At 35.2% G+C, this 23188-nt stretch carries 22 protein-coding genes and 1 tRNA gene; 11 read left to right on the top strand and 12 right to left on the bottom strand.

The window, feature by feature from the left end:
- Positions 1-2: 2 nt before the first annotated feature.
- From flgK to fliW, 4 genes are all read left to right on the top strand, one after another.
- Positions 3-1466, top strand: coding sequence for a flagellar hook-associated protein FlgK (flgK, locus tag DPQ89_RS04545; RefSeq protein WP_127715658.1), 1464 nt, complete (start codon positions 3-5; stop codon positions 1464-1466).
- 4 nt (positions 1467-1470) lie between these two features.
- Positions 1471-2478, top strand: coding sequence for a flagellar hook-associated protein FlgL (flgL, locus tag DPQ89_RS04540; protein ID WP_127715656.1), 1008 nt, complete (start codon positions 1471-1473; stop codon positions 2476-2478).
- Between the two features lie 162 nt (positions 2479-2640).
- Entirely contained in the window at positions 2641-2868 is a 228-nt protein-coding gene (csrA, locus tag DPQ89_RS04535; RefSeq protein WP_127715654.1) for a carbon storage regulator CsrA, read from the top strand.
- Between the two features lie 85 nt (positions 2869-2953).
- Positions 2954-3514: a flagellar assembly protein FliW gene (gene fliW / locus DPQ89_RS04530; RefSeq protein ID WP_127715651.1), complete on the top strand. Its 561-nt coding sequence runs from the start codon at positions 2954-2956 to the stop codon at positions 3512-3514.
- Positions 3515-3806: 292 nt separating this feature from the next.
- On the opposite strand, the gene DPQ89_RS04525 is transcribed toward fliW, so the two are convergent.
- From DPQ89_RS04525 to DPQ89_RS04505, 5 genes are all read right to left on the bottom strand, one after another.
- Complete coding sequence (locus DPQ89_RS04525) at positions 3807-4538, bottom strand: lipopolysaccharide assembly protein LapB (RefSeq protein ID WP_127715649.1); 732 nt, start codon at positions 4536-4538, stop codon at positions 3807-3809.
- 7 nt (positions 4539-4545) lie between these two features.
- The gene (locus DPQ89_RS04520; RefSeq protein ID WP_164848253.1) at positions 4546-5286 is read right to left on the bottom strand and encodes an outer membrane protein assembly factor BamD; all 741 of its coding nucleotides are present in this window, start codon (positions 5284-5286) and stop codon (positions 4546-4548) included.
- A 140-nt stretch (positions 5287-5426) separates the two neighbouring features.
- Entirely contained in the window at positions 5427-6476 is a 1050-nt protein-coding gene (locus DPQ89_RS04515; RefSeq protein ID WP_127715645.1) for an AI-2E family transporter, read from the bottom strand.
- Positions 6466-7104 carry a cyclic nucleotide-binding domain-containing protein gene (locus tag DPQ89_RS04510; protein ID WP_127715643.1) on the bottom strand — a complete coding sequence of 213 codons (639 nt, stop codon included), beginning with the start codon at positions 7102-7104 and terminating at the stop codon, positions 6466-6468. The genes DPQ89_RS04515 and DPQ89_RS04510 overlap by 11 nt, the downstream gene beginning before the upstream one ends.
- Before the next feature lie 9 nt (positions 7105-7113).
- Positions 7114-7779 (bottom strand): SH3 domain-containing protein, encoded by a 666-nt coding sequence (locus DPQ89_RS04505; protein WP_127715641.1) that lies wholly within the window; start codon positions 7777-7779, stop codon positions 7114-7116.
- A 76-nt stretch (positions 7780-7855) separates the two neighbouring features.
- Between DPQ89_RS04505 and DPQ89_RS04500 the strand changes: the two genes are divergently transcribed.
- From DPQ89_RS04500 to DPQ89_RS04490, 3 genes are read left to right on the top strand one after another with little or no spacing between them, the layout of a single operon-like run.
- The gene (locus DPQ89_RS04500) at positions 7856-9220 is read left to right on the top strand and encodes an aminotransferase class III-fold pyridoxal phosphate-dependent enzyme (RefSeq protein ID WP_127715639.1); all 1365 of its coding nucleotides are present in this window, start codon (positions 7856-7858) and stop codon (positions 9218-9220) included.
- Positions 9221-9228: 8 nt separating this feature from the next.
- Complete coding sequence (locus tag DPQ89_RS04495) at positions 9229-10248, top strand: arginine N-succinyltransferase (protein ID WP_127715637.1); 1020 nt, start codon at positions 9229-9231, stop codon at positions 10246-10248.
- Between the two features lie 8 nt (positions 10249-10256).
- Positions 10257-11777, top strand: a complete 1521-nt coding sequence (locus tag DPQ89_RS04490; RefSeq protein WP_164848252.1) for an aldehyde dehydrogenase family protein — start codon at positions 10257-10259, stop codon at positions 11775-11777.
- Here DPQ89_RS04490 and DPQ89_RS04485 read toward each other — a convergent pair.
- Positions 11774-12289, bottom strand: a complete 516-nt coding sequence (locus tag DPQ89_RS04485) for a hypothetical protein (protein ID WP_127715633.1) — start codon at positions 12287-12289, stop codon at positions 11774-11776. The two genes, DPQ89_RS04490 and DPQ89_RS04485, sit on opposite strands and share 4 nt — an antisense overlap.
- Before the next feature lie 196 nt (positions 12290-12485).
- On the opposite strand from DPQ89_RS04485, the gene DPQ89_RS04480 reads away from it, so the two are divergent.
- Both DPQ89_RS04480 and DPQ89_RS04475 read left to right on the top strand, forming a co-directional pair.
- Positions 12486-12560, top strand: a tRNA-Asn gene (locus DPQ89_RS04480).
- Between the two features lie 141 nt (positions 12561-12701).
- Positions 12702-14123, top strand: a complete 1422-nt coding sequence (locus tag DPQ89_RS04475) for an HEXXH motif-containing putative peptide modification protein (protein WP_127715631.1) — start codon at positions 12702-12704, stop codon at positions 14121-14123.
- Between the two features lie 4 nt (positions 14124-14127).
- Here the strand turns inward: DPQ89_RS04475 and DPQ89_RS04470 are convergent, their stop codons facing one another.
- Together DPQ89_RS04470 and DPQ89_RS04465 are read right to left on the bottom strand one after the other, a co-directional pair.
- Positions 14128-15651 carry a hypothetical protein gene (locus DPQ89_RS04470; protein WP_127715629.1) on the bottom strand — a complete coding sequence of 508 codons (1524 nt, stop codon included), beginning with the start codon at positions 15649-15651 and terminating at the stop codon, positions 14128-14130.
- A 10-nt stretch (positions 15652-15661) separates the two neighbouring features.
- Positions 15662-16003, bottom strand: coding sequence for an iron-sulfur cluster assembly accessory protein (locus DPQ89_RS04465; protein WP_206611133.1), 342 nt, complete (start codon positions 16001-16003; stop codon positions 15662-15664).
- 132 nt (positions 16004-16135) lie between these two features.
- On the opposite strand from DPQ89_RS04465, the gene DPQ89_RS04460 reads away from it, so the two are divergent.
- Complete coding sequence (locus DPQ89_RS04460; RefSeq protein ID WP_127715627.1) at positions 16136-16816, top strand: FHA domain-containing protein; 681 nt, start codon at positions 16136-16138, stop codon at positions 16814-16816.
- On the opposite strand, the gene DPQ89_RS04455 is transcribed toward DPQ89_RS04460, so the two are convergent.
- Together DPQ89_RS04455 and icmF are read right to left on the bottom strand one after the other, a co-directional pair.
- Positions 16806-17402: a cob(I)yrinic acid a,c-diamide adenosyltransferase gene (locus DPQ89_RS04455; RefSeq protein ID WP_127715625.1), complete on the bottom strand. Its 597-nt coding sequence runs from the start codon at positions 17400-17402 to the stop codon at positions 16806-16808. The genes DPQ89_RS04460 and DPQ89_RS04455 overlap by 11 nt on opposite strands.
- Complete coding sequence (gene icmF / locus DPQ89_RS04450; protein WP_241558780.1) at positions 17402-20557, bottom strand: fused isobutyryl-CoA mutase/GTPase IcmF; 3156 nt, start codon at positions 20555-20557, stop codon at positions 17402-17404. The genes DPQ89_RS04455 and icmF overlap by 1 nt, the downstream gene beginning before the upstream one ends.
- A 156-nt stretch (positions 20558-20713) precedes the next feature.
- Between icmF and DPQ89_RS04445 the strand changes: the two genes are divergently transcribed.
- Complete coding sequence (locus DPQ89_RS04445; protein WP_127715621.1) at positions 20714-21136, top strand: 4Fe-4S dicluster domain-containing protein; 423 nt, start codon at positions 20714-20716, stop codon at positions 21134-21136.
- Positions 21137-21157: 21 nt separating this feature from the next.
- On the opposite strand, the gene lspA is transcribed toward DPQ89_RS04445, so the two are convergent.
- Positions 21158-21673 carry a signal peptidase II gene (gene lspA, locus DPQ89_RS04440; protein WP_127715619.1) on the bottom strand — a complete coding sequence of 172 codons (516 nt, stop codon included), beginning with the start codon at positions 21671-21673 and terminating at the stop codon, positions 21158-21160.
- 9 nt (positions 21674-21682) lie between these two features.
- The gene (locus DPQ89_RS04435; protein WP_127715617.1) at positions 21683-23179 is read right to left on the bottom strand and encodes a sigma-54 dependent transcriptional regulator; all 1497 of its coding nucleotides are present in this window, start codon (positions 23177-23179) and stop codon (positions 21683-21685) included.
- Positions 23180-23188 lie beyond the last annotated feature (9 nt).

Here is a 23188-nt window from a genome sequence, read left to right as displayed (position 1 = left end):
AGTTGTCAGATTTACTTAATATTGGTCGTACAGGTTTAAATGCTTCAAAGAAGTCTCTAGAGACTACAGGGCATAACATCGCCAATGTTAATACCGAAGGATATTCTCGTCAAAGAGTTAATCAAACAACAAACACACCAATAACAAAAGGTGGGACAATTCACGGAACAGGTGTTCGTGTAAAGTCTGTTACTCGAATCAATGATGACTTCATCAACAAAAGACTTCAAAAAAGTATAACGAACAGCGAATTCTTTGAACAAAGAATGGATCGAATGTCTCAGGTTGAAAGTATTTTCAATGAAATTGACTCAGAAGGTTTAAATCAAGTTGTTAATAAATTCTTCAACTCTTTTAGAGAACTTGCTAACCAACCAGAAAATGAGACCATAAGATCTGTTGTTAGAGATCAAGCCAATTTAGTCGTTCAGGACTTTAGAAGAATCAATGAGAACCTAGACGCAATCTCGTCTGGTATTGATGCCAATATAAAAACTGAAGTTATAGATATTAATCAAACGGCTGAACATATTGCTAGCTTAAACAAGAAGATTCAATCTCTTGAGGCCGTTCATGAGGAAGTTGGAGACTTACGAGATCAACGAGACCTCGCAATTAGAAAACTTGCTGAGTCTTTTGATGTTAATACCTATGTCGACTCCAAAGGGAAGTATGTTGTTTCCGCTAAAGGTGTTGGAACTTTAGTCACAGGAACGTTAGTTCAAAAGCTTGAAGTTGGTACACGTAATAAAGAAGACTCTGCAAACGGTCTTGCAGGATCTGCTGAAATATATTTTGAAGGTAAGCCAGCCTTTCCTCTAACTCATAAATTCAAAGGTGGAAAACTTTCCTCTATGATAAAAGTTAGAAATGAAGATATTGTTGAAGTTAAAACAAAAGTAAATCACATAGCATATAATTTATCTAAGAGTGTTAATGCAATTCATAGAAGAGGTTATGTTAATAGATCCCTTACTAAAGATGAGGCCGGAAATGTTTCATCTGTAGATAATAAAGGGCTAACAACTGGAATAGATTTCTTTAAAGAACCAACAAGTGAAAAAGATGCAGCTTTAAATATGGATCTAAGCTCTGCTGTCAAAGAAGACTTATCTAATGTTGTTACTGCTCTTTCCCCTAACGCTCCAGGTGATAACAGAGTCTCACTGGCCATTTCGAAACTACAACACGAAAGAATTCTTGGTGAAAACGAAACAACACTTGAAGAGTATTATCTACAAACTGTCGGTAAGATTGGTCTAGAAACAGGAAAGGCAAGATTAGATAGTGAGCAATCTGAAGGCCTAAAGGCCCAGGCAATAGGTCTCAGAGAAAGGCTCGTTGGTGTGTCAATTGATGAAGAAGCAGCAAATATGGTCAGGTATCAACATGCTTACGAAGCTTCTGCTAAAATAATGCAAACCGCCGATGAAATGTTTAAAACAGTCATCGGAATTAAGAGATAAATAAATGTCTAGAGTATCTGAAAATAGTTCTACTGCAGCTCTCAAGTTTTCTCTTGGAAAATCCAAGTCAAAGCTTGAAAACCTGCAGATGAAAGGGTCAACCCTTAAGGATATTACTCGACCTTCAGACAACCCTATAAGTAACGTAGAAGCTCTTTCAATTAATTCGAGAGTCAACGACAATAAACAGTACTTAAGAAACTCAGACTACGCCCTACTGCACTTAAATGTTACAGAAAAGTCCCTCGAGCAATTAACAGATGTACTCACAAAGGCTAAAGAAATTGCAATTTCTCAGTCTTCTGATTTCTACAATGAAGATGTTAGAAAGAATGTTGCCAACGAAGTGACTCAATTAAAAAATCTTGCCCTATCGATCTCTAATAAGAGAGTCGGTCAAAAGTATATTTTTTCAGGATATTCAACACTTACACTTCCTTTTGAAAGTACTGGAGAATACAAGGGTGACAAAGGCCACACTACAGTAGAAGTTGCAAAAGACTTCTTTTTACCTATAAATTTAAATGGTTATGAAGTTTTTTACTCTTCTGACGACACTTCGGACAAGAATGTTGACCCACTTAAATATGTAGATCCTAGCAAGAGCCAGGAAAACCAAGAAGCTCCAGTTCAAAGTAGAGAGCTGGCTTCTGTTAATAATGATAAATTTGAAAAACGTGATAATATATTTGCGCAGCTAGAAAGTTTAGCCGTTGCTTTAGAAACAAATGATTCAGGTCTAATTCAAAATCTTCTTGAAGAATTCGATGACAGTGTCTCCAGACTAATTACCTTGAGAACGAGAATTGGTTCTATTACCAGCTCAGTCATGAATTCCAAATCTAGACTAGAATCAGAGAATATAGACAGTGCGGAGCGCAAAAGCAAGCTTGTGGATGCGGACATTGCTGAAGTCTTTTCAGACATCACAAAACACCAAAATGTTCTTAAATCAACCTACCAATCATCACAAGGACTGATAAATCAGAACCTTATGGATTTCTTGAGATAAACCAACGAAGCTACTGATACTCGCAAAACCGGCAGTATAATTATTTTATAAGGTAAAATAATTGAGTCAATTTGAGCGTTTTTACTTGCCTTTTGATTTTGAAGGTAATATATGAAGCAATGCGGATCGAATCAGGAAGGTTCACAAAGTTGAGGTTTATTTATGCTCGTTTTGACAAGGAAGCTAGGAGAAAGCATCGCAATTGATGATCACATAAAAATTGTTGTGGTTCAAATCAAAGGCAAGCAAGTACGACTAGGTATTAAAGCGCCCAAAGAAACGAAAATTCACAGAGAAGAAGTCTACAAGGCCATTCAGGATCAGAATACTGAAGCGTCTATGGCAGATCTGTCTTCAATTTCAGACTTAGCTGACGAATTAAAGAAATAAGCAATAAATTCCTACTTGCACATCTGGTCCTACGACTGATAGAATCCTAAGGCGGGCTATTGTAGCCTGAATTTGGAGGCCATAAGTGAAAATCAACACAACCAGATTTGGTGAACTCGAAGTAGAGAAAAAAGATATAATTACTTTTAAAGATGGACTACTAGGTTTTGAAAAGCTTACTCAGTTCTTCATCGTCGATCCAGGTGATCAGACTCTTATTCTGTGGATTCAATCAGTTGATGACGCATCAACAGCTTTCCCTATTATCGAACCAAAAATATTTAAGCCTGACTATTCAGTTAAACTTCTTCCAGCTGAGCTTACAAGCTTAAGCCTAGAGAACCTAACTGATGCAAGTATCTATACGATCCTTACTATCCCACAAACAGTTACTGAAATGTCTGCAAACCTTAAAGCTCCTATTGTTATTAACAATAAGACTAAGATCGCAAGACAAATTGTACTTCAAGACTCTAAACTAGAAGTAAGATGTCAAATGTACACTGACTTAAAGAGATATATAGTAGCGTATACTTCAGATGACTCTGTTAGAACAAATGTTGAGCTTACTAAGCAAGACACTGTTACAGATACTGAAAACAGTGCCCCAACAGGTGCTAATCAAGAACTCAACTCAGAAGTTTAATATCAAGGTCAGCTTTTAGCTGACCTTTTTTTTTCCTTTTTAAATTTAATTCAGCTAGATGATTTTCCTCCTAAGGCGACTAAAGTGAGGTGGGGATTTATGGCGGGATCAGTAGATTTTTGTTGCGGAGGAAATGGTTTTGGGAACCTTTAATCGCCTTACAAGAACATATTCTCACTAAAGCAATTAGAAGTTGTCAGCTCTATGTCAACTCGCGGCCAATTCTTAAGCACAAAAAAAGCCTCAAACGAGGCCCTTCTAATATCAGCATAATTTTCTAGTTATATAAGGTCTATAGAGATGTCTCTGTCGCTGTCTGAGATAGATTCAGGTACATTGCAGCTTCAGAATTGTGAGGCTCTAAAGAGAGAACCTTTTCCCACTCTGCTTGAGCCTCAAGTATACTTCCATTTCCATACTGAAGTACGCCTAAAGCAATCCTACCATTTATATAATTTGGAGATTCATTTTTCAAAGTCTTAAGCTCATCAATTGCTTTAGAAATAAAGCCTTTCTTTGCATAGACTTTAGCAACCTTTATTCTAACTTCTAAATCTTCAGGGTTTAATGAAGCTACTTTATTATATTCAAATAATGCTTCATCATATCGGTTATAAGTCATATATAGGTCCGCCAGCTCAAGATGTTTAATTGCAAACTTCTTATTTACATGCTGATCATCAATACCCTCACTTCCGTGGGCCCTTGATTTAACTCTTTCATTTGCTTGGTTAAAAACTTTCTTAGCATCTTCATAGTGACCAATATCATTATAAAGAACTGATAAGCTAATTGCAGCATCTGTATGAGTAGGATCAAGAGAGATAACTTTATTAAATGCCTTAATCGCTTTACCAATTTCACCATTAATATGAAAAATATTCGCGAGATAAAAAAGCGCCTCAATAGCTTTTGGATCTATTTCTATAAGTTCATTAAATATCGCTGCAGCCTTCTTATACTCACCACCGTTGTAGCAAGCTTTACCTTTTTCTAGCAATTCATTTGCATTAAACGTTTCCATATAGCTCCTATAGCTTCACACAGTTTTGATAAGCTTTTTCTAGTTTCTTTGCTTCTGTAGCAATTATCTTTTCTTTAAAACTTGCATAGTAAGAATCACACTTCTCTTTTTCTCTTAACTTAGCTGAGCTAATCAGAACTCGAATCATTGAGTGCGCAACTAGTTCATGGGCATTTTCATATTGAGAAATAATATTCAGATAACGATACCTAGCAGCAGCAAAGACTTCTGTTTTATAGTAGAAATCTCCAATATATTTTTCTTTACCTAAAATCATTTTTTCACAAAGCTTAACTTTTTCGATTGCACCTTTTGCATAATCGGAGTTTGAATGAAAGTTAAGCAGTTCTTGATAATACTTCATTGCTTCAAAGGCGGAAGTTAAATCTCTATCAATGGTATCTGGAATTTGCTTATAAAACGATTCAGCAATTCTCCACACAACATAACCTAAGTCTTTATACTTCGGATGGAAATCTTTAAATAAGATATATGCAGCTGCCGCTTCTACATAACTTTCTTGAGCGTAGAGGACGTCTGCCTGTAAAAGTTCTGCATGTGTAGCATAAAAACTATATGGATACTGTGACCTTAAAGTATTAAGCTTTTCTGTTGCTAGAATATATCTTGAGTCACTAATTAACTCCTGGGCCTCTTTATATAATACTTCTGCTTCGGTCTTTCCTTGTGGTCTTTCAGTGGCACAAGAAAATAGAACTAAACATAATGATAAGACTAACCAACGCACTGTAATTCCTTTGATCTAGATTAGTGTCAGCATATCATTCGCTGCGCGATATCGTCAAAAGGAAGTCGTGGGAAACTTAATAATAGTGATGGTAGGACCTTAGATTTAGATCCAAAGCAGGTGCATCATTTATTTATAAACTATTGGGCCTTAGCAGCGTAGAACTCATTATAAACTTCGCTAAAGATAAGTTTGACTGCTGCTGCAACAGGAATCGATACAACCATACCTAAGACACCGAAAAAAGATGAACCTAGAATTACACTAATTACAACAATTAGAGGGTGTAAGTTAACAATTTTAGAAACCAAAATTGGAAAGACTAGTGCTATATCAATTGCATTAGCTGCAATATAGAGAATCGTAATCGCGCCAAAAGTTGAGCCCATACCATACTCTGCCATTGCAAAAATAATTGCAGGAACAGTTCCAAGTATTGGACCAAGATAAGGAATAATATTTGTGAAGCCTGCAACTAATCCTAAGATCAAAGCAAATCTAACATCTAATACGAGAAGTCCTGCTGTAATAATTGTACAAACAATACTTGCTTCAATAAATTTAGCAAATATGTAGTCACCAAGCTGTTTATTAAACTGGTGAGAGAGGTAGTATACTCGTTCAAAAATAGAGTTTGGAACGATTTTTAAGAATTTACTTTTAAACTTACCACCATCTTTGAGCATGAAAAATACAAATAATGGAACAAGAAAAACCCACTCTAATACTGAACCAAGTATCTGAGGAACCTTCAACAAGATATCAGTTGTCGTATCCTTACTATACTTCAAAGTATCAATAAGAAATTCATTACCAACTTTATAACCTGTTTTAGCTTCTATCTTATCAGTAGCGTAGCTATATTCTTTTTTTAAAAAAACCTCTACCTTAGGAAGATAATATTGAAGATTTTGGGCCTCTTTAGTAATTATAGGAGTTACTCTCACTAAAGGGTAAGTAAATAGAAAGAGTATACCTATGAATACAAGATAGACAGAAGTTGACCTACCTAACCCCAGTCGCATGGCCAAAGGAATCCATGGCTTAAAGATCAGGCTAATAACATAGGCCACTGTGATCGGCACAGCAACTCTAGGAAAAAATGAAAGGGAAAGAAATATCAATACCAAGATAGATATAAAAATAACGATTCTTACCTTTTCTGTTTTTTTGTAGGAGTTACTTGGCATTTTTGGATTCCAGATCCCTAACTTTATACTTCAGTCTTCTAACTTCATTAGTAACAGAAAAAAGTCTATTGGCGGTAATAACCGAAACAGCTTGTAGGATCTTCGTTGCTACAGATGGCTTTGAATCAATTAAGTTCTCTAAGTCAGGCTTAAAGATTCCCAATAACTGACATGACTCTCTAGCAATAGCTGAAGCATTTCTAATACTATTTTGTTGCAATAGTGCAAGCTCTCCAAAGTAATCCATTTTATCTAATGAAACTACATGGTTTAATTTTGGAGACTTTTCAGAGTCTTTTATAATTTGGTCTTCTTCTACAATAATATCTACACGCCCTGTATAGATAAAATAGAAACCGACTCCCACATCATTTTGCTTAAATATTCTTTCTCCATCAGAGAAAGTTCTTAAGTGCATTGCAGAAGCAAGTGTTCTTAATTCATTGTCTGTGAAGTTCTCTAAGACTTTAACTTTCCTTAAAAATCTAGGGATAGAGTTTTTATTTGAGGAAAAAAGAGGGTTTGCCTGCCAGAAATATTTAAGAATTGGTATATCTAACTTCTGTGGTAAAGACTTTCCCTCAAGAGAGTCATTACTTATTTTTTTTTCATAACTATCTTCGGACATTCTAACCTCTTATAACAAACCAATATCTTCTTTTTTAACCCAGCCAGAAATTTCAACAGGATAATCTATGTAGAACCAGCCTTTATCAGATTTTCCAGTAATAAACTTTGCACCACCTGGCATTGTTTGTTTTACATCATATATAGCAGAAGGTCCTTCATATATCTTCATTTCATTAATACTAATTGCAAAAGACTTCCCTGTAATAAAGTACGAATGTAGAGCAATGGGGGTTAACGAGAAGAATATTGAAACGGCTAAAAACTTCTTAGACTTTAATAGCTTAACCCTAAAAAGAATTAGTAGCGTTAAAATCAGTACCAATGCAATACTAAAAGAATAGGCCATTGGAATTGACGAAAACGTATTTAATAACTGGTCATAGAAGTGATCTGAACTCGATATATCTGCCACTTGGATTTGAGACTTAATAACATTTAGATTATTTAAGATATCGCTACCCAGGTAACCCTCTTTCATAGCAAGCTCAAACTGGTAACGCCCTGGACCAAACTGTCCCAACTTCGTGTAAACAACACCTAAATTATAGTGAAAATCGATAGGTGAAAGGACGGGTTTATTCTTTAAAAGAAAATCAACTGCCTCTTCTAACTTACCATCTAAATATAGTGTCTCTAATGACTTTGATAATTCATTTATGCTAGTATTCGCCATATAGGTATTATCAGCAAAGCTTTTTAATAATGCAAGTTAGGGAAATCTATACACTTAATATTTTAGAGGAATAATTATGACAACTGGCGTATCAAATGAAGAAATTCACGACCTTTCTAATAAACTATTTTCAAGTATTTTGTTAGAGCAACAAAAGTATATGGCCGTTAAAGGTCCTGACGAAGATAAGAAAAATATGAACGAAGCTGTTTTAACAGAATACGAGCAGCTAAAAGGTAGGGGCTTTTTCTTCAACTACGTATCCTCTGGAAAAGGACATGGTCCATTTACAGAGTTAGTCGATGGTTCAGTAAAGTACGATCTTATTGGAGCAATTGGTCCTAATCTAGTAGGTCATTCACACCCTTTATATATTAAAGCGCATCTCGAAGCAGCAACAAATGACGTGATGATGTGCGGAAATTTATTAACACACAAAGAAGCTTATAATCTTACAAAAGAACTAGTGGACTCTGTTAAAGGCAGTAGACTAAAACATTTCTGGTTTTCTGGCTCAGGGAGTTTTGCTAATGACACTGCTCTTAAAATGTTATGGCAGAAAAAAGATCCTGCTCATAGGCTAATCGCATTTGAAAAAGCTTTTGCAGGAAGAAGTATTGCAACTCAAGACATCACTTATAATCCTGATTATAGACAAGGGCAGCCGCAGACAATTCAAGTTGATCATGTACCACACTTTGATCAAAACGATCCGGAAAACTCTTTAGAAAATACTTTGAATGCACTTAAAGAGCTTGTTAAGAAAAATAAAGATCAATACTGTGCAATCATGCTCGAACTTATTCAAGGTGAAGCTGGTTTCGTATATGGAACGAAAGAATATTACGAAGGTGTATTTAAGTGGGCCAAAGAAAATAATCTCTATATATGGGTGGATGAAGTTCAATCATTTGCCAGAACAACTGAACTCTATGCTTTCCAAATGTTTGGTCTTGAAGAATATGTTGATATTGTAACTATAGGAAAAGCACTTCAAGCATGTGGAACATTCTTTACTGATGAGCTAAATCCTAAACCTGGTCTTGTTGCTGGAACCTTTAACGGATCAATTGCATCATTAAACGCTGGACAAAAAATAGTTCACTATCTTAAAGAAGGCAACTTCTACGGACAAGATGGAAGAATGAAATATCTCGAGGATCAATTCTTAAATAGACTAAGAGTTATGGCAAAAGGACCTCTGAAAGGAAAGATTGGATATAGTGGTGGAGTAGGAACAATGATTTCTTTTGAAGTTGGTGACTCTACAAAAGAAACTACGATCAAGTTTATTAAAAAACTATATGATAACGGAATTCTCTCGTTCATGGCGGGCAAAGAACCAACGAGAGTTAGATTTCTTCTACCTACTTGCTTATCTGATGAACACATTGAAGAAATTTTTAGGATTATTGATAAAACAGCGAATGAAGTGTTGTAGGAAAAGAAATGTTTAATTTAAGACCAGTAAAATTAGCAGATGCAGAAGACTTATTTAGGCTTAGCCAGTTCTATGTATTCATTAGTCTTCCTTCAGATAAGGCAATTATAACAAAAAAAATTAAAAGCTCTATCCAAGCTTTTAAAAAATCATCAAAGGATTTATCTGAAGATACTTTTATATTCGTCTTAGAAGATTTATCTAAAGGGAAAGTAATAGGTTGTTCAATGATTCATGCTCAACATGGAACAGAAGAAGAACCTCATTTCTATCTAACAGTTTCCCAAGAAAATAAATTCAGTGAATCTATTAATACTGGATTCATCCACGGCACACTCAAGCTTGGCTATGATACCGACGGTCCTACAGAAATAGGAGGACTTATCCTAGATCCAAACTATAGAAATAATAACCAAAAGCTTGGAAAGCAGATTTCATTTGTTCGCTTTCTATATATGGCCTTAAACCAAAAAAAGTTCAAATCGACTATACACTCAGAACTTATGCCTCCATTTGATAAAGACGGGCACTCCCCTCTTTGGGAAGCTATTGGTCGACGCTTTCTTAACATGGACTACCAAGATGCCGACCTTCTAAGTCGCAGCAACAAAGAGTTTATTCTAAGCCTTTACCCTTCTGATACTATTTATGAAACACTACTTCCACTTGAAGCTAGAAATGCTATTGGAAAAGTTGGAAAAGATACCCTTCCGGTTAAAAGAATGCTTGAGTCTATCGGATTTAAGTACACTAAAGAGGTTGATCCTTTCGATGGTGGCCCTCACTATAGAGCGAAGCTAACAGAAATTGAACCTGTAAAAAATCTGTTCTCTGGCCCAATTCATTTTAACAAAGAACTAGACAAGAAAGACTGTTCAAACTTTCTCGTTAGTGCAGATGAGCAAAAAGAATTTTGTGCAATTAGAGTTGTTGGAAAAATAGAAAAAGGAAAATTTCTAACATCACAGGAAGAATTGCAAGACTATAACTTAACAGAAAAATGCATTATCAATGCAATTCCACTTTAGGAGAAAATATGACTTATGAATTGAAAGGTAATTTTTTTAATAATGAATTTATTCAACCTCCAACAACTGGTGCCGACTCAGTTGAAAAGTGGATAACTAGAACTTCTCCTGCAAACACAGATCAAATTCTATGGAAATGCCCACTACACTATGGCCATGTGGACTCAATTCTTGAATCGGCCGTAAAGGGATTTGATACTTGGAAAAAAACAAGTATCGAAGAAAGGATAGAATGCTTAAAAAGATACCAAGAAGAATTAAAGAACAAGAAAGAAGAAATCGCTAAGGCCATCTCTCTCGAAATGGGAAAACCTTACTGGGAAGCTTTAACAGAAGCTGGTGCTTTAATTGCAAAGATTGATGTAACTATTAGTGATTCTCTACCTAGAGTGAAATCAAAAATCTATGAAGAAATCATGCCCGCAACAAATGGGTATATTCACTATAAACCAATTGGGCCATGCTTTATAATAGGTCCTTTCAATTTCCCATGCCACTTAGCCAATGGACAAATAACAAGTGCTTTAATTGCAGGGAACTCAGTCATTTTCAAACCTTCTGAAAAAACGTGCTACTCTGCTCAACTCATGTTCGAATGCCTTGCCTCTTCAGGTTTCCCAAGTGGTGTAATTAACTTGGTACAAGGCGATGGAGAAATTGCAAGAAGGCTACTCAAGAGTAAAAGTATTAAGGGTGTCTTCTTCACTGGTTCAAAAGACATAGGTAAAAATATATTAAAACAAACTCATGAAGACTTAGGGAAACTAGTTTCCCTTGAGCTAGGAGGTAAAAATCCTGCAATTGTTCATCATGATATTGATATGGACTATGTCCTAGCTGAACTTATCAAAGGTTCTTTTTTAACTACTGGTCAAAGATGCACCAGTACCGCAATCGTTCCAATTCACAGAAGTATAATGGATGAATTTGTTTCCAAATTTCATGCTCTAGCAAAGAAGATTATTGTCGACCATCCAATTGAGCATGAAGAAACTCCTTTCATGGGCCCTCTAATTGATCAAAAAGCACTCGACTCCTATATTCTATTTGTAGGTATGGCCAAACGTGAGGGATTAACAGAAGTAATGCGTGGAAAGCAACTTGAAAAGAAATATAAAGGCTACTACGTGAGCCCTTCGATTCATATCGCACAAAAATGGGATCCTAATAGTCACTTTTTAACTAGCGAAATCTTCGGACCAAATTGTACATTTATTCCTTATGATGAAATTGATGAAGCAATTGAAATAGCCAACAGCACTGAGTATGGTCTTGCTGCATCTGTATTTACAAACACTCATTCAATTTATGAACAATGCTTAAGAGACCTAGACCATGGTTATGTAAACCTTAATAGATCTACAGTTGGTGCTAGCTCAAGACTACCGTTTGGTGGTGTTAAAAATTCTGGAAACTACCACCCTGCGGCAGTAACTACGATAGATGCATGTGTTTATCAGCAAGCAAGCTTAGAAATTTTAAAAGAAGAAAAAGTTGATCTTAATTCAATTGTAGGATTGAGTTCTTAATACTGCTTCTTATTTACTAGAACTCCGGTATGGGCCGATTGAGATAAATCATCTTTTAAGGCCCTTACCTGATCTACATCGACCGCGGCATTTTGCCTATATAGACCCAAAACTTCTCTTTGTTTTAGCTTAGATTGTGAGTAAGCAAAACGATCCTTCTCATTGAAAATAAAAGAGGATGTTTCAATTTGATTTCCTTCACTATCAACAGCGGTATCAGTAAGCTTTTTACGAATGAAAAATCGCTCTATAAACTCTTGCGATCTTAGACCACAAAATGTTGGGATGACTTCTTCTAAAACTTCCTCATCTTCTTCAGTCTTTTTAAACGGAAGAATTTTGGCCATCTTCTCAGGATCTCCAAAGTCGTGACCTACACCATCTAGTCTTTGATTAATAATATCAGTAAGAGATACTCTTCTGTCACCAGTTGAAGTCGTTGTTAAGTCACTGATTTCCTCAGGAGTTAGCACACGTAGAATGGTACTTAATAGAAAACTCTTTGCTTGCATTATATATCCTTACAAATAGACCTAGTATTCTTATCGGCAATAATTGAACAAACTTGAGTGATATCCTCCACTTCTATGTAAATACAGGAAGTTAACAGATACCCATCATTCCAACTTACTTTATTTACTAGAAATTCAAAAAAAATCTCTAGACAAAAAAGCTGGATACAATTATAAGTATAATACTAAAAAATACTGGGATGTGGCGCAGTGGTAGCGCAGTAGACTGTTAATCTATTGGTCGTGGGTTCAAATCCCTCCATCCCAGCCATTTTTTTCTTAATCAATCCATGTAAATTCATATTAATCATTCTGTACGTTACGTATTTACGTCCAATTTTAACTCTGTAAAATTTCAATTCTATTTACATAATAACGAACGATAGGATACTAAATCTCTATTGGAGACTTCATGATTACACCAGAAAATATATTTTCAAACTCATTTCAATCGACGATTAAAGATAATGTTAAGCAAAGCTACGCGGAACTTTTGCAAGATATTCGAGAAGATTTAAACTCTGGCTATACGAGTGAATCTTTTAGTGAAGGTTTTTTAGATCGCCTAAAGGAGATCATTAACGACAAGGCCTTAAATGAATATACTGATCTAAATTTTTATTGGTCAAACTTAATGGAAAATTCAATTTATCTTATTCAGTTACATGATGAACTATCAGAGACCAATTCAGGGGATCAGGTTGAGTTTAATGAAATTGAAGACGAGATATTTAACTTCTGGAATGACAGTGACTTTGCAGAAAGCTTCTTAGAGCTAAACTCAGATGGTAAGTCATTAGTGGAAAGCTCTAAAATTTTACAACCTCTAATTGAAAATCAAATTATCTCTTTTTTCTATTTAAATATATCTAAGAACCCTCTATTGGGAGAAGAAAGTTATATCTACAAAGCCACTCCTGAAAAAGGCGATAATGAACAATGCCTCTATCTCGGAAAAAGCAACTCATTAGTTAGGCTAGAGCCTGCCTGTAGTACTTTTCCAACTCTACCTGTCGTTGGTGTTAACAAACATGAGAATCTTATTTTTTTAGAAGATGATATTAGATATATTATTACTGAAGGACTACCTCCAATCAAGCGCACTGATAAAGAACTACATGTATTACCGAATTGTGAAAAAGGGTTTAATACTATTAATGAGATCAAAGCTAATATCAACCTAGCACTAGATGTCATCAATGACGTTGCCCCAAACCTCTATAATACATTTGCCAACTTTACTCATACAATAATTCCAATAGATGAGCCTGGCATTGTAAGCTATTCTCAACAACAACTTCCAGGTTACTCATGTATTAATATCTTTGAAAGAGACTTTATTGACTTACTTGATGATCTTCTTCATGAGAATGGACATCACTATTTAAATACATTCTTAAACTTCGAAGAAGTTATCAATGAAGATGATGACAAGATCTACTACTCGCCTTGGAGAAAAGCTCTAAGACCTATTAGAGGGATTTACCACGCAACATTTACGTTCTACTGGGCGCTTGAACTTTTCGCGAATCTAAACAAACAAGAAACACAATTATATAATTTCAGTAACGAACAAAAAAATAAGATATCTCGCCGTTTTGTCGAAGAGTACCTAATGCTCGAATACTGTTTTACAGATTTAAAACATGCATACGAAAACGACAAAGTTACAGACTTTGGTAATGATCTTATTAATGGTGTTATTAAAATTATAAAGTCTTATAAAAGTGATGTTCAAGATACTATTAATAACCTGGATAAAGAGAATTCACTAATTGTTAGTGAGTTGATCGCGACTCTCAAAGAAAAGCGCCAGCATTACGGACCAAAATAAATAATTAAGATAGCTTCATTAGCCGTGCCTGCATTTCGTTTGCAGGCATTAGCTCACCTTTTGCACTAGCTACCTGAATACCTTTCTTATAAACTTCTCGTGCTTCTGTAGTATTATTTAAAAGCTCTAAATTTTTACCTAACAATAAATAGGCCATTGAGTACTTATCATCTTCAGACAAGACAACTTCAAGATGCTTTTTGGATTTCTCATATTCCTTTCTAAAGAAAAAAATATCTGCCATGCCATAATTAGCAATTGTATCTACAGAGTCTATTTCTAACACCTGCTTAAACATACTTTCTCTTTGAAGCATTTGCTCATTCTTTTCTTTGAGGACTTCGTCATCTTGCTTTTTCTTCTTAGCTTCTTTGCCATACATCGCAAATGACTTCACTGTAGCGAGCCCTTTTTCTTCCTCAGCTTCTTCAATCTTGCCAAGGTTCATTAAATAAAGAGATTTATTTGTATGGGCCAAAACAGAATCTTCATCAACCAATAGCAATTGATTCATCAATTCAATCCCCTCTTCAAACTTTAACTGCCTTCCATAGATAACACCTAAAGCTTCGTATGCGTCAGCAAAAGAGGGGGCAACTTTGATGACAGACATCAGATATAAAATCGCCTCTTCCTCTTTATTACTTTGAAATAACTCAACGGCATAGTGATATAGATCTTTTGCAAACTCATCTTTCGTGAATTGGTTTTTATAAGCTTCAAACTCGCACTCAATACTTCTATCATTTTGAGTTAATGTGAATACTTTATTCTCTAATCTAAACTCTCGAAATACTTTTCCAAAGTAAAACCCATCTTCAACAGCGATTATTGCGCCACCTTTTCGACCATCAATTTCAAATGGACCAAGAGATAGACTCGTTGTTGATTTTGAGATTACGCGCATGGGACCGTAACTGGCACCTCTTCCATTATGTACTTTTGCGACAGTCTCTTGTCCCAAAAAGCAGCCTTTATTATAATTTACACTTAACTCATCTAAGCGTGTTTCATTAATGAGCTGACCTTGTAAAACATCTACTCCTAATCTTGGCCATCCTGTAAAGCTTGCAACGCTAGAAATTTCAGAAGCAGAAATTGTTGGAACCTTTGTTTCTAAGTCATTAAGATAAATAAATGCAGGTAACCCAAAGAGAAAACCTTCAAAATGAGAAGAGCTCAAGCTCGAATGCCCAATGGAAAAATATACTTTCTGCGAGTGTTCAACAATTTCAACTTCATCCATTATAATAAATTTATTAAACTCATCAATGGACTCAGAAGCTATAGAGTTATCAAAAATTAAATATAGAGAGTCTTCACTTTTTAAAGTAAGAAAGAAGAATTGAACCTTTCCAGTTCTATCAACTCTAGAATTTAGATGAAAAGATCCATTTTCAAGAGATATAAGATCATTAGTAGTTTGACCTTGAAAAAACTTTATTCTATCTGCACCAGTAACTTTATAAACATTATGTTCACTAAAGAGACCAACACGTCCTTCTACAAAAAGATCAAATATTTTCATTAATTACTCACTAAACGGAGAAGGATTCACCACAACCGCACGTATTTTTGGCATTTGGGTTTACAAAAACGAGGCCCTTTCCATTTAGTCCGTCTTTATAATCTAGCGTTACACCTTTTAGATAAATAGATGATTTAGGGTCAATAAATACCTTAAAAGATGAAAATTCGATGATATTGTCATTATCTTTAACTTGTCCGAAATCAATACTGTAATTCAAACCCGAACATCCACCGCCCACGACACCAAGTCGAAGACCATAGTCTAAACCCTTGTTTTCTTTAGCGAAAATTTCAGCAATATGATCAATTGCCTTATCAGTTAACTCAACTATTTGACTTATTTCACTCATAAAATCACCACTTTATAGTATATTTTAGTTATATCCTCAGTTTTTATCATACAACACTAAAGAATTAAATGCTCATTAATTCAATATTTGTTCAATTTCAAAAGCTGAATTACAATAAAAGTTGGAGATTATATGCCCATAGTATTGATTATACGAGAAGGCGAAACAATAAGAAAAGCGAAGCTTACTTCTCGACCATTACTTCTTGGAAGAAGCAGCAAGTGTGCTGTTCAGATCGCAGATGGTATGTGTTCAGGACAACACTGTGCCTTTATTGTAAATCAACAATCGAGAGTCTTAGTAAAAGATTTAGATTCGACTAATGGTACATTTTTAAATGACTGTAAGATCATGGACTCTCATCTAATGATCGATGATGTTATCAAAATTGGAGAATGTGAAATCTATATTGACCCAAGTGAATTGTCTCCGAAAGAAAAGAAAGTTCTTACAAGGGATGAACCTACATCTCAAATAAAATTTGTAAATTTAACTCCGGAAAAAAAGAAAGGGATTAAACCTTCGGAAGTTGTGAAAGCCAGAAAAGAGCAAGAACAACAGAGACAAGATGCCTCTCACAAAGAAGAATTAGAGCGACCTAAACAACTAAATAGAGAGGAAGCTCTAAAGCAGAGAATCGCAAATAAAGTTAAAAATAGATCCACAGTTTCTAATACACAGGTAGGCCTTGAGTCTGAACGTCAAATTGACCTTGAAGAATCAACAGGCAGTACAAAGATGATAAAAATAGATAGACCCAAAAAAAGCAAGAAGTCTCTTGGGTCTAAAATTAAAGGTATTTTTAAGAAATAGGATTACCGGGAATCCAATAGATCTCTTTATTCTTACTCGTCATATTTACAAAGCGTGATAAAACAAAAAAGTAGTCCGAGAGTCTATTAATATATTTTAATATCTCTTCTGGAAGCTCTCCAACATTATGTGTTTCATAATGTGTTGCCGCTCGCTCAACTCTTCTACAAACTGTTCTACAAATATGGAACTGACTAGAAATGACATGTCCGCCAGGAAGAACAAAGTACTTGAGACCTTCAAGCTGAGAATCTAAACGATCAAGGTTGTTTTCAAGAGTTGATATTTCAAGTTCGCTTACTTTAGGAATAGAAAATTTATCTCTATTTTCTTTTTCGCAAGCAAAGTTAGAACCTATAACAAAAAGGTAATATTGGATTCCCTTTAAGAAGCTAACTTCCTTGCGAACTTCCTCTAATGAACTTTGCTCTATCATAGAAATTGCCAAACCTAAGTGTGAGTTTAGTTCGTCAACTTCTCCATAGATATGAATTCTCTCATCAGCTTTAGAGACACGACTTCCCCCAACGAGTCCAGTCGTTCCCTTATCCCCACTCTTTGTATAAACATTAGATTTCTTAGTCATTACATATTCCTTCTATATTTTCCACCTACGTCATATAGAACATTTGTAATTTCTCCTAACGAACAATAATTAACTGTAGATAAAAGTTCTTCAAAAATATTTCCATTAGATAAAGCAACGACTTTTAAACTTTCTAAAGCTTTCTTAGATTCATTTTTATTTCTTTGCTTAAAATTATTTAATCTATTTATTTGTTCATTCTTTTCTTCATCAGAACATCTTGAAATTTCAATTTCCTGATTAAGCTGAGCATCAATATCATCTGCAATAAATGTATTCACTCCTATAATAGGAAGTTGTCCATTATCCTTCAAAGTCTCATAATACAAAGACTCCTCCTGAATCTTACCTCTTTGGTACATACTTTCCATTGCACCTAAAACTCCTCCCTTATCAGAGATTCGTTCAAACTCTGCAAGAACAGCTTCTTCGACAATTTCACAAAGCTCTTCATAAATATATGAACCTTGCATAGGGTTATCAGTTTTATTCAATCCAAACTCTCTATTAATAATCATTTGAATTGCCATCGCTCTTCTTACAGATTCTTCAGTAGGAGTCGTGATCGCCTCATCATATGCATTTGTATGAAGAGAATTACAATTATCACTTAAGGCCAAGAAAGCTTGTAACGTTGTACGAATATCATTGAAGTCAATTTCTTGTGCATGTAGTGATCGACCTGATGTTTGAATATGATATTTAAACATTTGTGACTTAGTATTAGCACCATACTTATCTCTCATACAAACTGCCCAAATCTTTCTCGCAACACGACCAATAACTGTGTACTCAGGGTCTAACCCATTAGAGAAAAAGAAAGATAAGTTTCCACTAAAGTCATCTATACTCATACCTCTAGATAAATAATATTCAACAAAAGTAAATCCATTAGAGAGAGTGAATGCTAACTGTGTGATTGGATTAGCTCCAGCTTCAGCAATGTGATATCCACTTATTGAAACTGTGTAATAGTTCTTAATTGCAGCTTTACAGAAAAACTCCTGCACATCACCCATAAGTTTAAGAGCAAATTCTAATGAGAAAATACAAGTATTTTGAGCTTGATCTTCTTTCAAGATATCGGCTTGAACAGTTCCGCGAACCTGCCGCATAATCTCCATTCTCTTTTCGTCATTCCAAAATTCATCTTCACTTAAAGCTTGCTTCATGGCCGTATTCATATACATCGCAAGAATAATTGGAGCAGGACCATTAATAGTCATTGAAACAGAAGTCATAGGGTCAATAAGAGAAAATCCTTTAAAAAGATCTCTCATATCATCTAGCGTTGCTATTGAAACCCCGGCTTCACCTATCTTACCAAAAATATCAGGTCTCTCATCAGGGTCTTCTCCATAGAGAGTAACTGAGTCAAAAGCTGTCGAAAGTCTCTTCGCAGGGTCATTTTCAGAAAGATAATGAAATCTCTTATTCGTTCTAAGAGGACCACCTTCGCCAGCGAACATTCTCTTAGGGTCCTCGTCTGCTCTTTTAAAAGGAAAGATTCCTGCAGCGTAAGGAAAGAAACCAGGTAGATTTGCCTTTTTAATAAAATTATATTTTTCAGATATAGACTCTAGTCTAGGAAAAGCTACTTTAGAAATCTTTGATCCTGAAAGGGACTCAAATTTTGTAGGAACTTTAATCTCGCGACCTCTTACAGTATATGAAAAACTACCTGCTTTATATTGATCAACCGTTGATTGAAATAGCTCTAACTCTTTAAAAACCTCAGCTGGAATTTTAAGTTTAACTTCTTCCAATTTTTCTTTTAAATCTTTATTTTCAGGGAGAATCTCACTTGCCTTTAAAATTGCTTCATAATCCTGTAGTAATAGAAAATTTTCCCTGGCACTTTGGTTATAATTTTTTAAAGTAGATGAAATTTCTCTTAAATATAAACTTCTCTCTGGTGCGATTATTTTCGTTTTATTTATTGGAGCTCTTTCTCTAATAATAGAGTCCACCTCACTCATGTCAAATTCAAAAGTTTTTGCAATTTCGTGAAAGAGAGCATTTACTCCAGAGTCATTAAACTGCGAAGCCATTGTTCCAAAAACAGGTAGCTCATCATCAGTAGGAGCCCCCGGATGACCTGCGAATAATTGGTGATTACGTCTATACTGCTTTCTAATATCCCTTAGTGCGTCTTCTGATCTTGGTTTTTCAAACTTATTTAAAACTATGAAGTCAGCTTGTTCAAGCATTTCAATTTTTTCCAATTGAGTTGCCGCTCCATACTCAGGAGTCATTACATAAATACACTTATCTGCAATTTTTGTAATTGCATCTGAGGCCTGTCCAATTCCAGAGGTCTCAACAATTATCAAATCGAAGTCTTGAGTTTTTAAAAAATTAATTACATTTTCAATCTGTGGAGATAGCTCAGTATTAGAGTTTCTTGTCGCTAGTGAGCGAATATAGAAATTATCATAGCTCGAGCTACCAAGACGAATTCTATCCCCTAGTAAAGCTCCCTGAGTTTTTTTCTTTGTTGGATCAACAGAAATGAGGGCAATATTTTTATCCGGGTAATGTCTATAGAATCTCAGTAGTGTTTCGTCTATTAAAGAAGACTTACCTGCTCCACCAGTTCCTGTGATACCTAAAACAGATGTGTTCTTGCTCTTAGCTTCTACAGGAATTTTTCCACTGTCTTCTATATAAGTAATTGCTCTTGCTATTTCGAGCTTGTTAAAACTTGAGTTATTCAATCCTGAAAAGTCATGGTCTTTAATAGTTGAATAAGTTGATCTTGCGATCATATCTTTTATTATTCCTTCAAGACCTAGCTTCATTCCATCTTCTGGAGAATAAATTCTTGTTATACCTTTCTCGTGTAATGCTTTTATTTCACTTGGAGTAATAACTCCTCCGCCGCCACCAAAGATTCTTACATCCTTAGCACCCGCTTCATCTAACAATTGTCTTATATAAGCAAAATATTCATTATGACCGCCCTGGTACGAGCTAAGGGCCACAGCATTTGCATCTTCTTGTAAGCAAGCATCAACAACATCTTTTGCAGAACGGTTATGTCCTAGATGTATAACCTCAACCCCGTTCGCTTGAAGCAATCTTCTCATAATATTAATTGATACATCGTGGCCATCAAATAAGCTGGCCGCTGTCACGAATCTTAAACGTTCCATAAACGTCATCTCCATAAATTATATTTAACACATAGTCAATTTACACCAGAGGGAATATATCGTATAAACCAGAGGTTGCAAAATCTCTTTATACTGATTAGTTTTTAGGCTATTATTAAGGCTTGAAACTGAATATATGATGAAAAGGCGTTTATAATGAACGATGAAAGAACCGTAATATTAGAGAATCCATTTCACGAAGCGAGACAAAAGCCGCTTAGAAAGGGTAAAAAACCACCTAAACTACTTGCTGTAGTGCACCAAAGTGGCTGTACTGGCTGTGAGGTTTGTATTGCAGGTTGTCCTGTTGACTCGATCGAGCTAGTTCCTGGACCAGTGAGCGAAAACCCTGAATTTAGACAAACTGTAGAAATAGACTTAGCAAGGTGTATTGGTTGTCAGAACTGTTCTCAAGATTGTCCTTGGGAAACTATTACAATGTATAACTCTGACGATGCTTTCATAGCTTGGGGTAGCGAGACTTTGAAGTCGGCCCTCTATGTTACTGAAGACAACTTAGTAGAACTTAATAAACTCCACGGAGTTGAAGATGTTGTACAAGAGGAAGTTGCAGAATAATTTTCAAAAACAAAGGAAGCTTTAAGCTTCCTTTTTTTCTACCTGTAACTCTTTAGACTTTCTCATTTTTTCAAAATATATAAAATCTATAATTAACATCACCGCTGCAATACTAATTGCACTATCTGCAATATTAAAAGCAGCAAAGTGCTTAGTTCCAATATAAAAATCGAACATATCAACAACATATTTAAGCGAGTATCTATCTATCAGATTTCCAACCGCTCCTGCAAATATCAAACTATAAGTAGTACACAGCCAAGCACTAGTGTGCCTCGTCGTCCATATAAGCCACAAAAGCCATAAGCATGCAATCGTAGGTAAGATCAAAAAGAAAGTTATTCGAATAAAGTCCCCTGCTCCAGCTCCCATTCCAAATGCAGCACCAGAGTTTTGAACATAAACTAAATTAAAAAATCCAGGAATAACTGCAAGCGATTCTCCAAGCCTAAAGTTTTGTTGAATAGCACCCTTTGTGAATTGATCAAGTAAAATCACTCCAACAATCATTAGAGACATTTTCCAAATTCTATCCATTCTTATTTCCTAATAATACGATTTTGGATTAATTTCATACTTTTCTATTTTTCTAAGTAGCGTTTTCTTAGGAATATTTGCTTTGAGCGCTGTCTGGTTAATTTTACCCTTATTAAGCTTTAAAGCGTGAATAATGAATTCTTTTTCAAAAAGATCCTTCGCAACTTGGAAATCCATTTTTATTTCATTTTCTTCAGTTACAGTTGCAAATGCAAAAGAGTACTTACTAATTTCATTATCTCCAATAGCTCTATCAACTACAGAGTTTTGAATACCAGCAAAGTCGATTTGAACACTTGAATCTTCCGACTCTTCTGCTTCCGCAGCTATATTTGCAGACTTCTTAACAGAATCAGGAAGAGATGAAATATTTATTTGTTCAGAAGACTCAATGATAAAAGCGTGCTCAATAACATTTCTAAGCTCTCTAATATTTCCTGGCCAACTATAATTCGTTAAAGCTTTTAAAGCGTCAGGTACGCAACCTTTCATATCTAAATTATGAATACCATTAAAGTAAGTCACATAATAATCTATTAAAAATGGTATATCAGACTTTCTCTCTCTTAAAGGTGGAAGATAAACAGGTAGGACATTTAGTCTGTAAAATAAATCTTCTCTAAAGTCCCCTTCTTTAATCATTTCTTCAAATGGCTTATGAGAAGCCGCAATAACTCTTACATCAACTTTAATATCTCTATTAGATCCAATCGGTGTAAAAGACTTTTCTTGTAAAACTCTAAGAAGCTTAACTTGCATTGTAGGAGATACATCTCCAATTTCATCTAAAAATATAGTCCCACCGTCAGCGTATTGAAACTTACCTATCTTTCTCTCACTTGCTCCAGTGAAAGCCCCTTTTTCGTGACCGAAAAGTTCAGACTCAATTAAGTTATCCGGAATTGCAGCTAAATTTATGGTTACAAATTTATCATCTTTTCTAGGTCCATTATAGTGAATGGCCCTTGCAACAAGTTCCTTACCTGTACCAGACTCACCACGAATAAGAACTGGAGTATTTACCTGAGCTAGTTTACTTATAACTCCAAAAACCTTTTGCATGACATCGGACTCACCAACAAACTGATCATCACCTTGCCCTAAAGATAAGGTTGGAGCAGAAAAAACTGATGTCTCAACTAAGCTCCTTGCTTTTAATGCTCTCTTAATAAGAGCAACTAGATTCTCAGATGATATTGGCTTTTCTAGATAATTATATGCACCTTCTTTTACGGCTTTAACAGCATCTCCAACATTAGAATATGCTGTGAGAATTAATACAATAATAGAAGGGTCATATTTCTTTATTTCGACGAGGGCTTCAATTCCACTCATCTCAGGCATATTTACATCCATTACAACTAGATCGTACTTTTCTTTATAAACAGCGCTCAGAGCTTCTTTTCCATTATCTGCCGTGTCTACTCTAAAGTGGTGAAACTCTAGTGCTTGTTTGACTGAGTCTTGTAAAACCTTATCGTCATCTACAACTAGTACTCTATGCATTCAAAATCC

The sequence above is a fragment of the Halobacteriovorax sp. HLS genome, assembly GCF_004006665.1.
Classification (GTDB): Bacteria; Bdellovibrionota; Bacteriovoracia; order Bacteriovoracales; family Bacteriovoracaceae; genus Halobacteriovorax.
The sequence above is the reverse complement of the archived record's forward strand: the minus strand, read 5'-3'. Positions and strand labels throughout refer to the sequence as shown.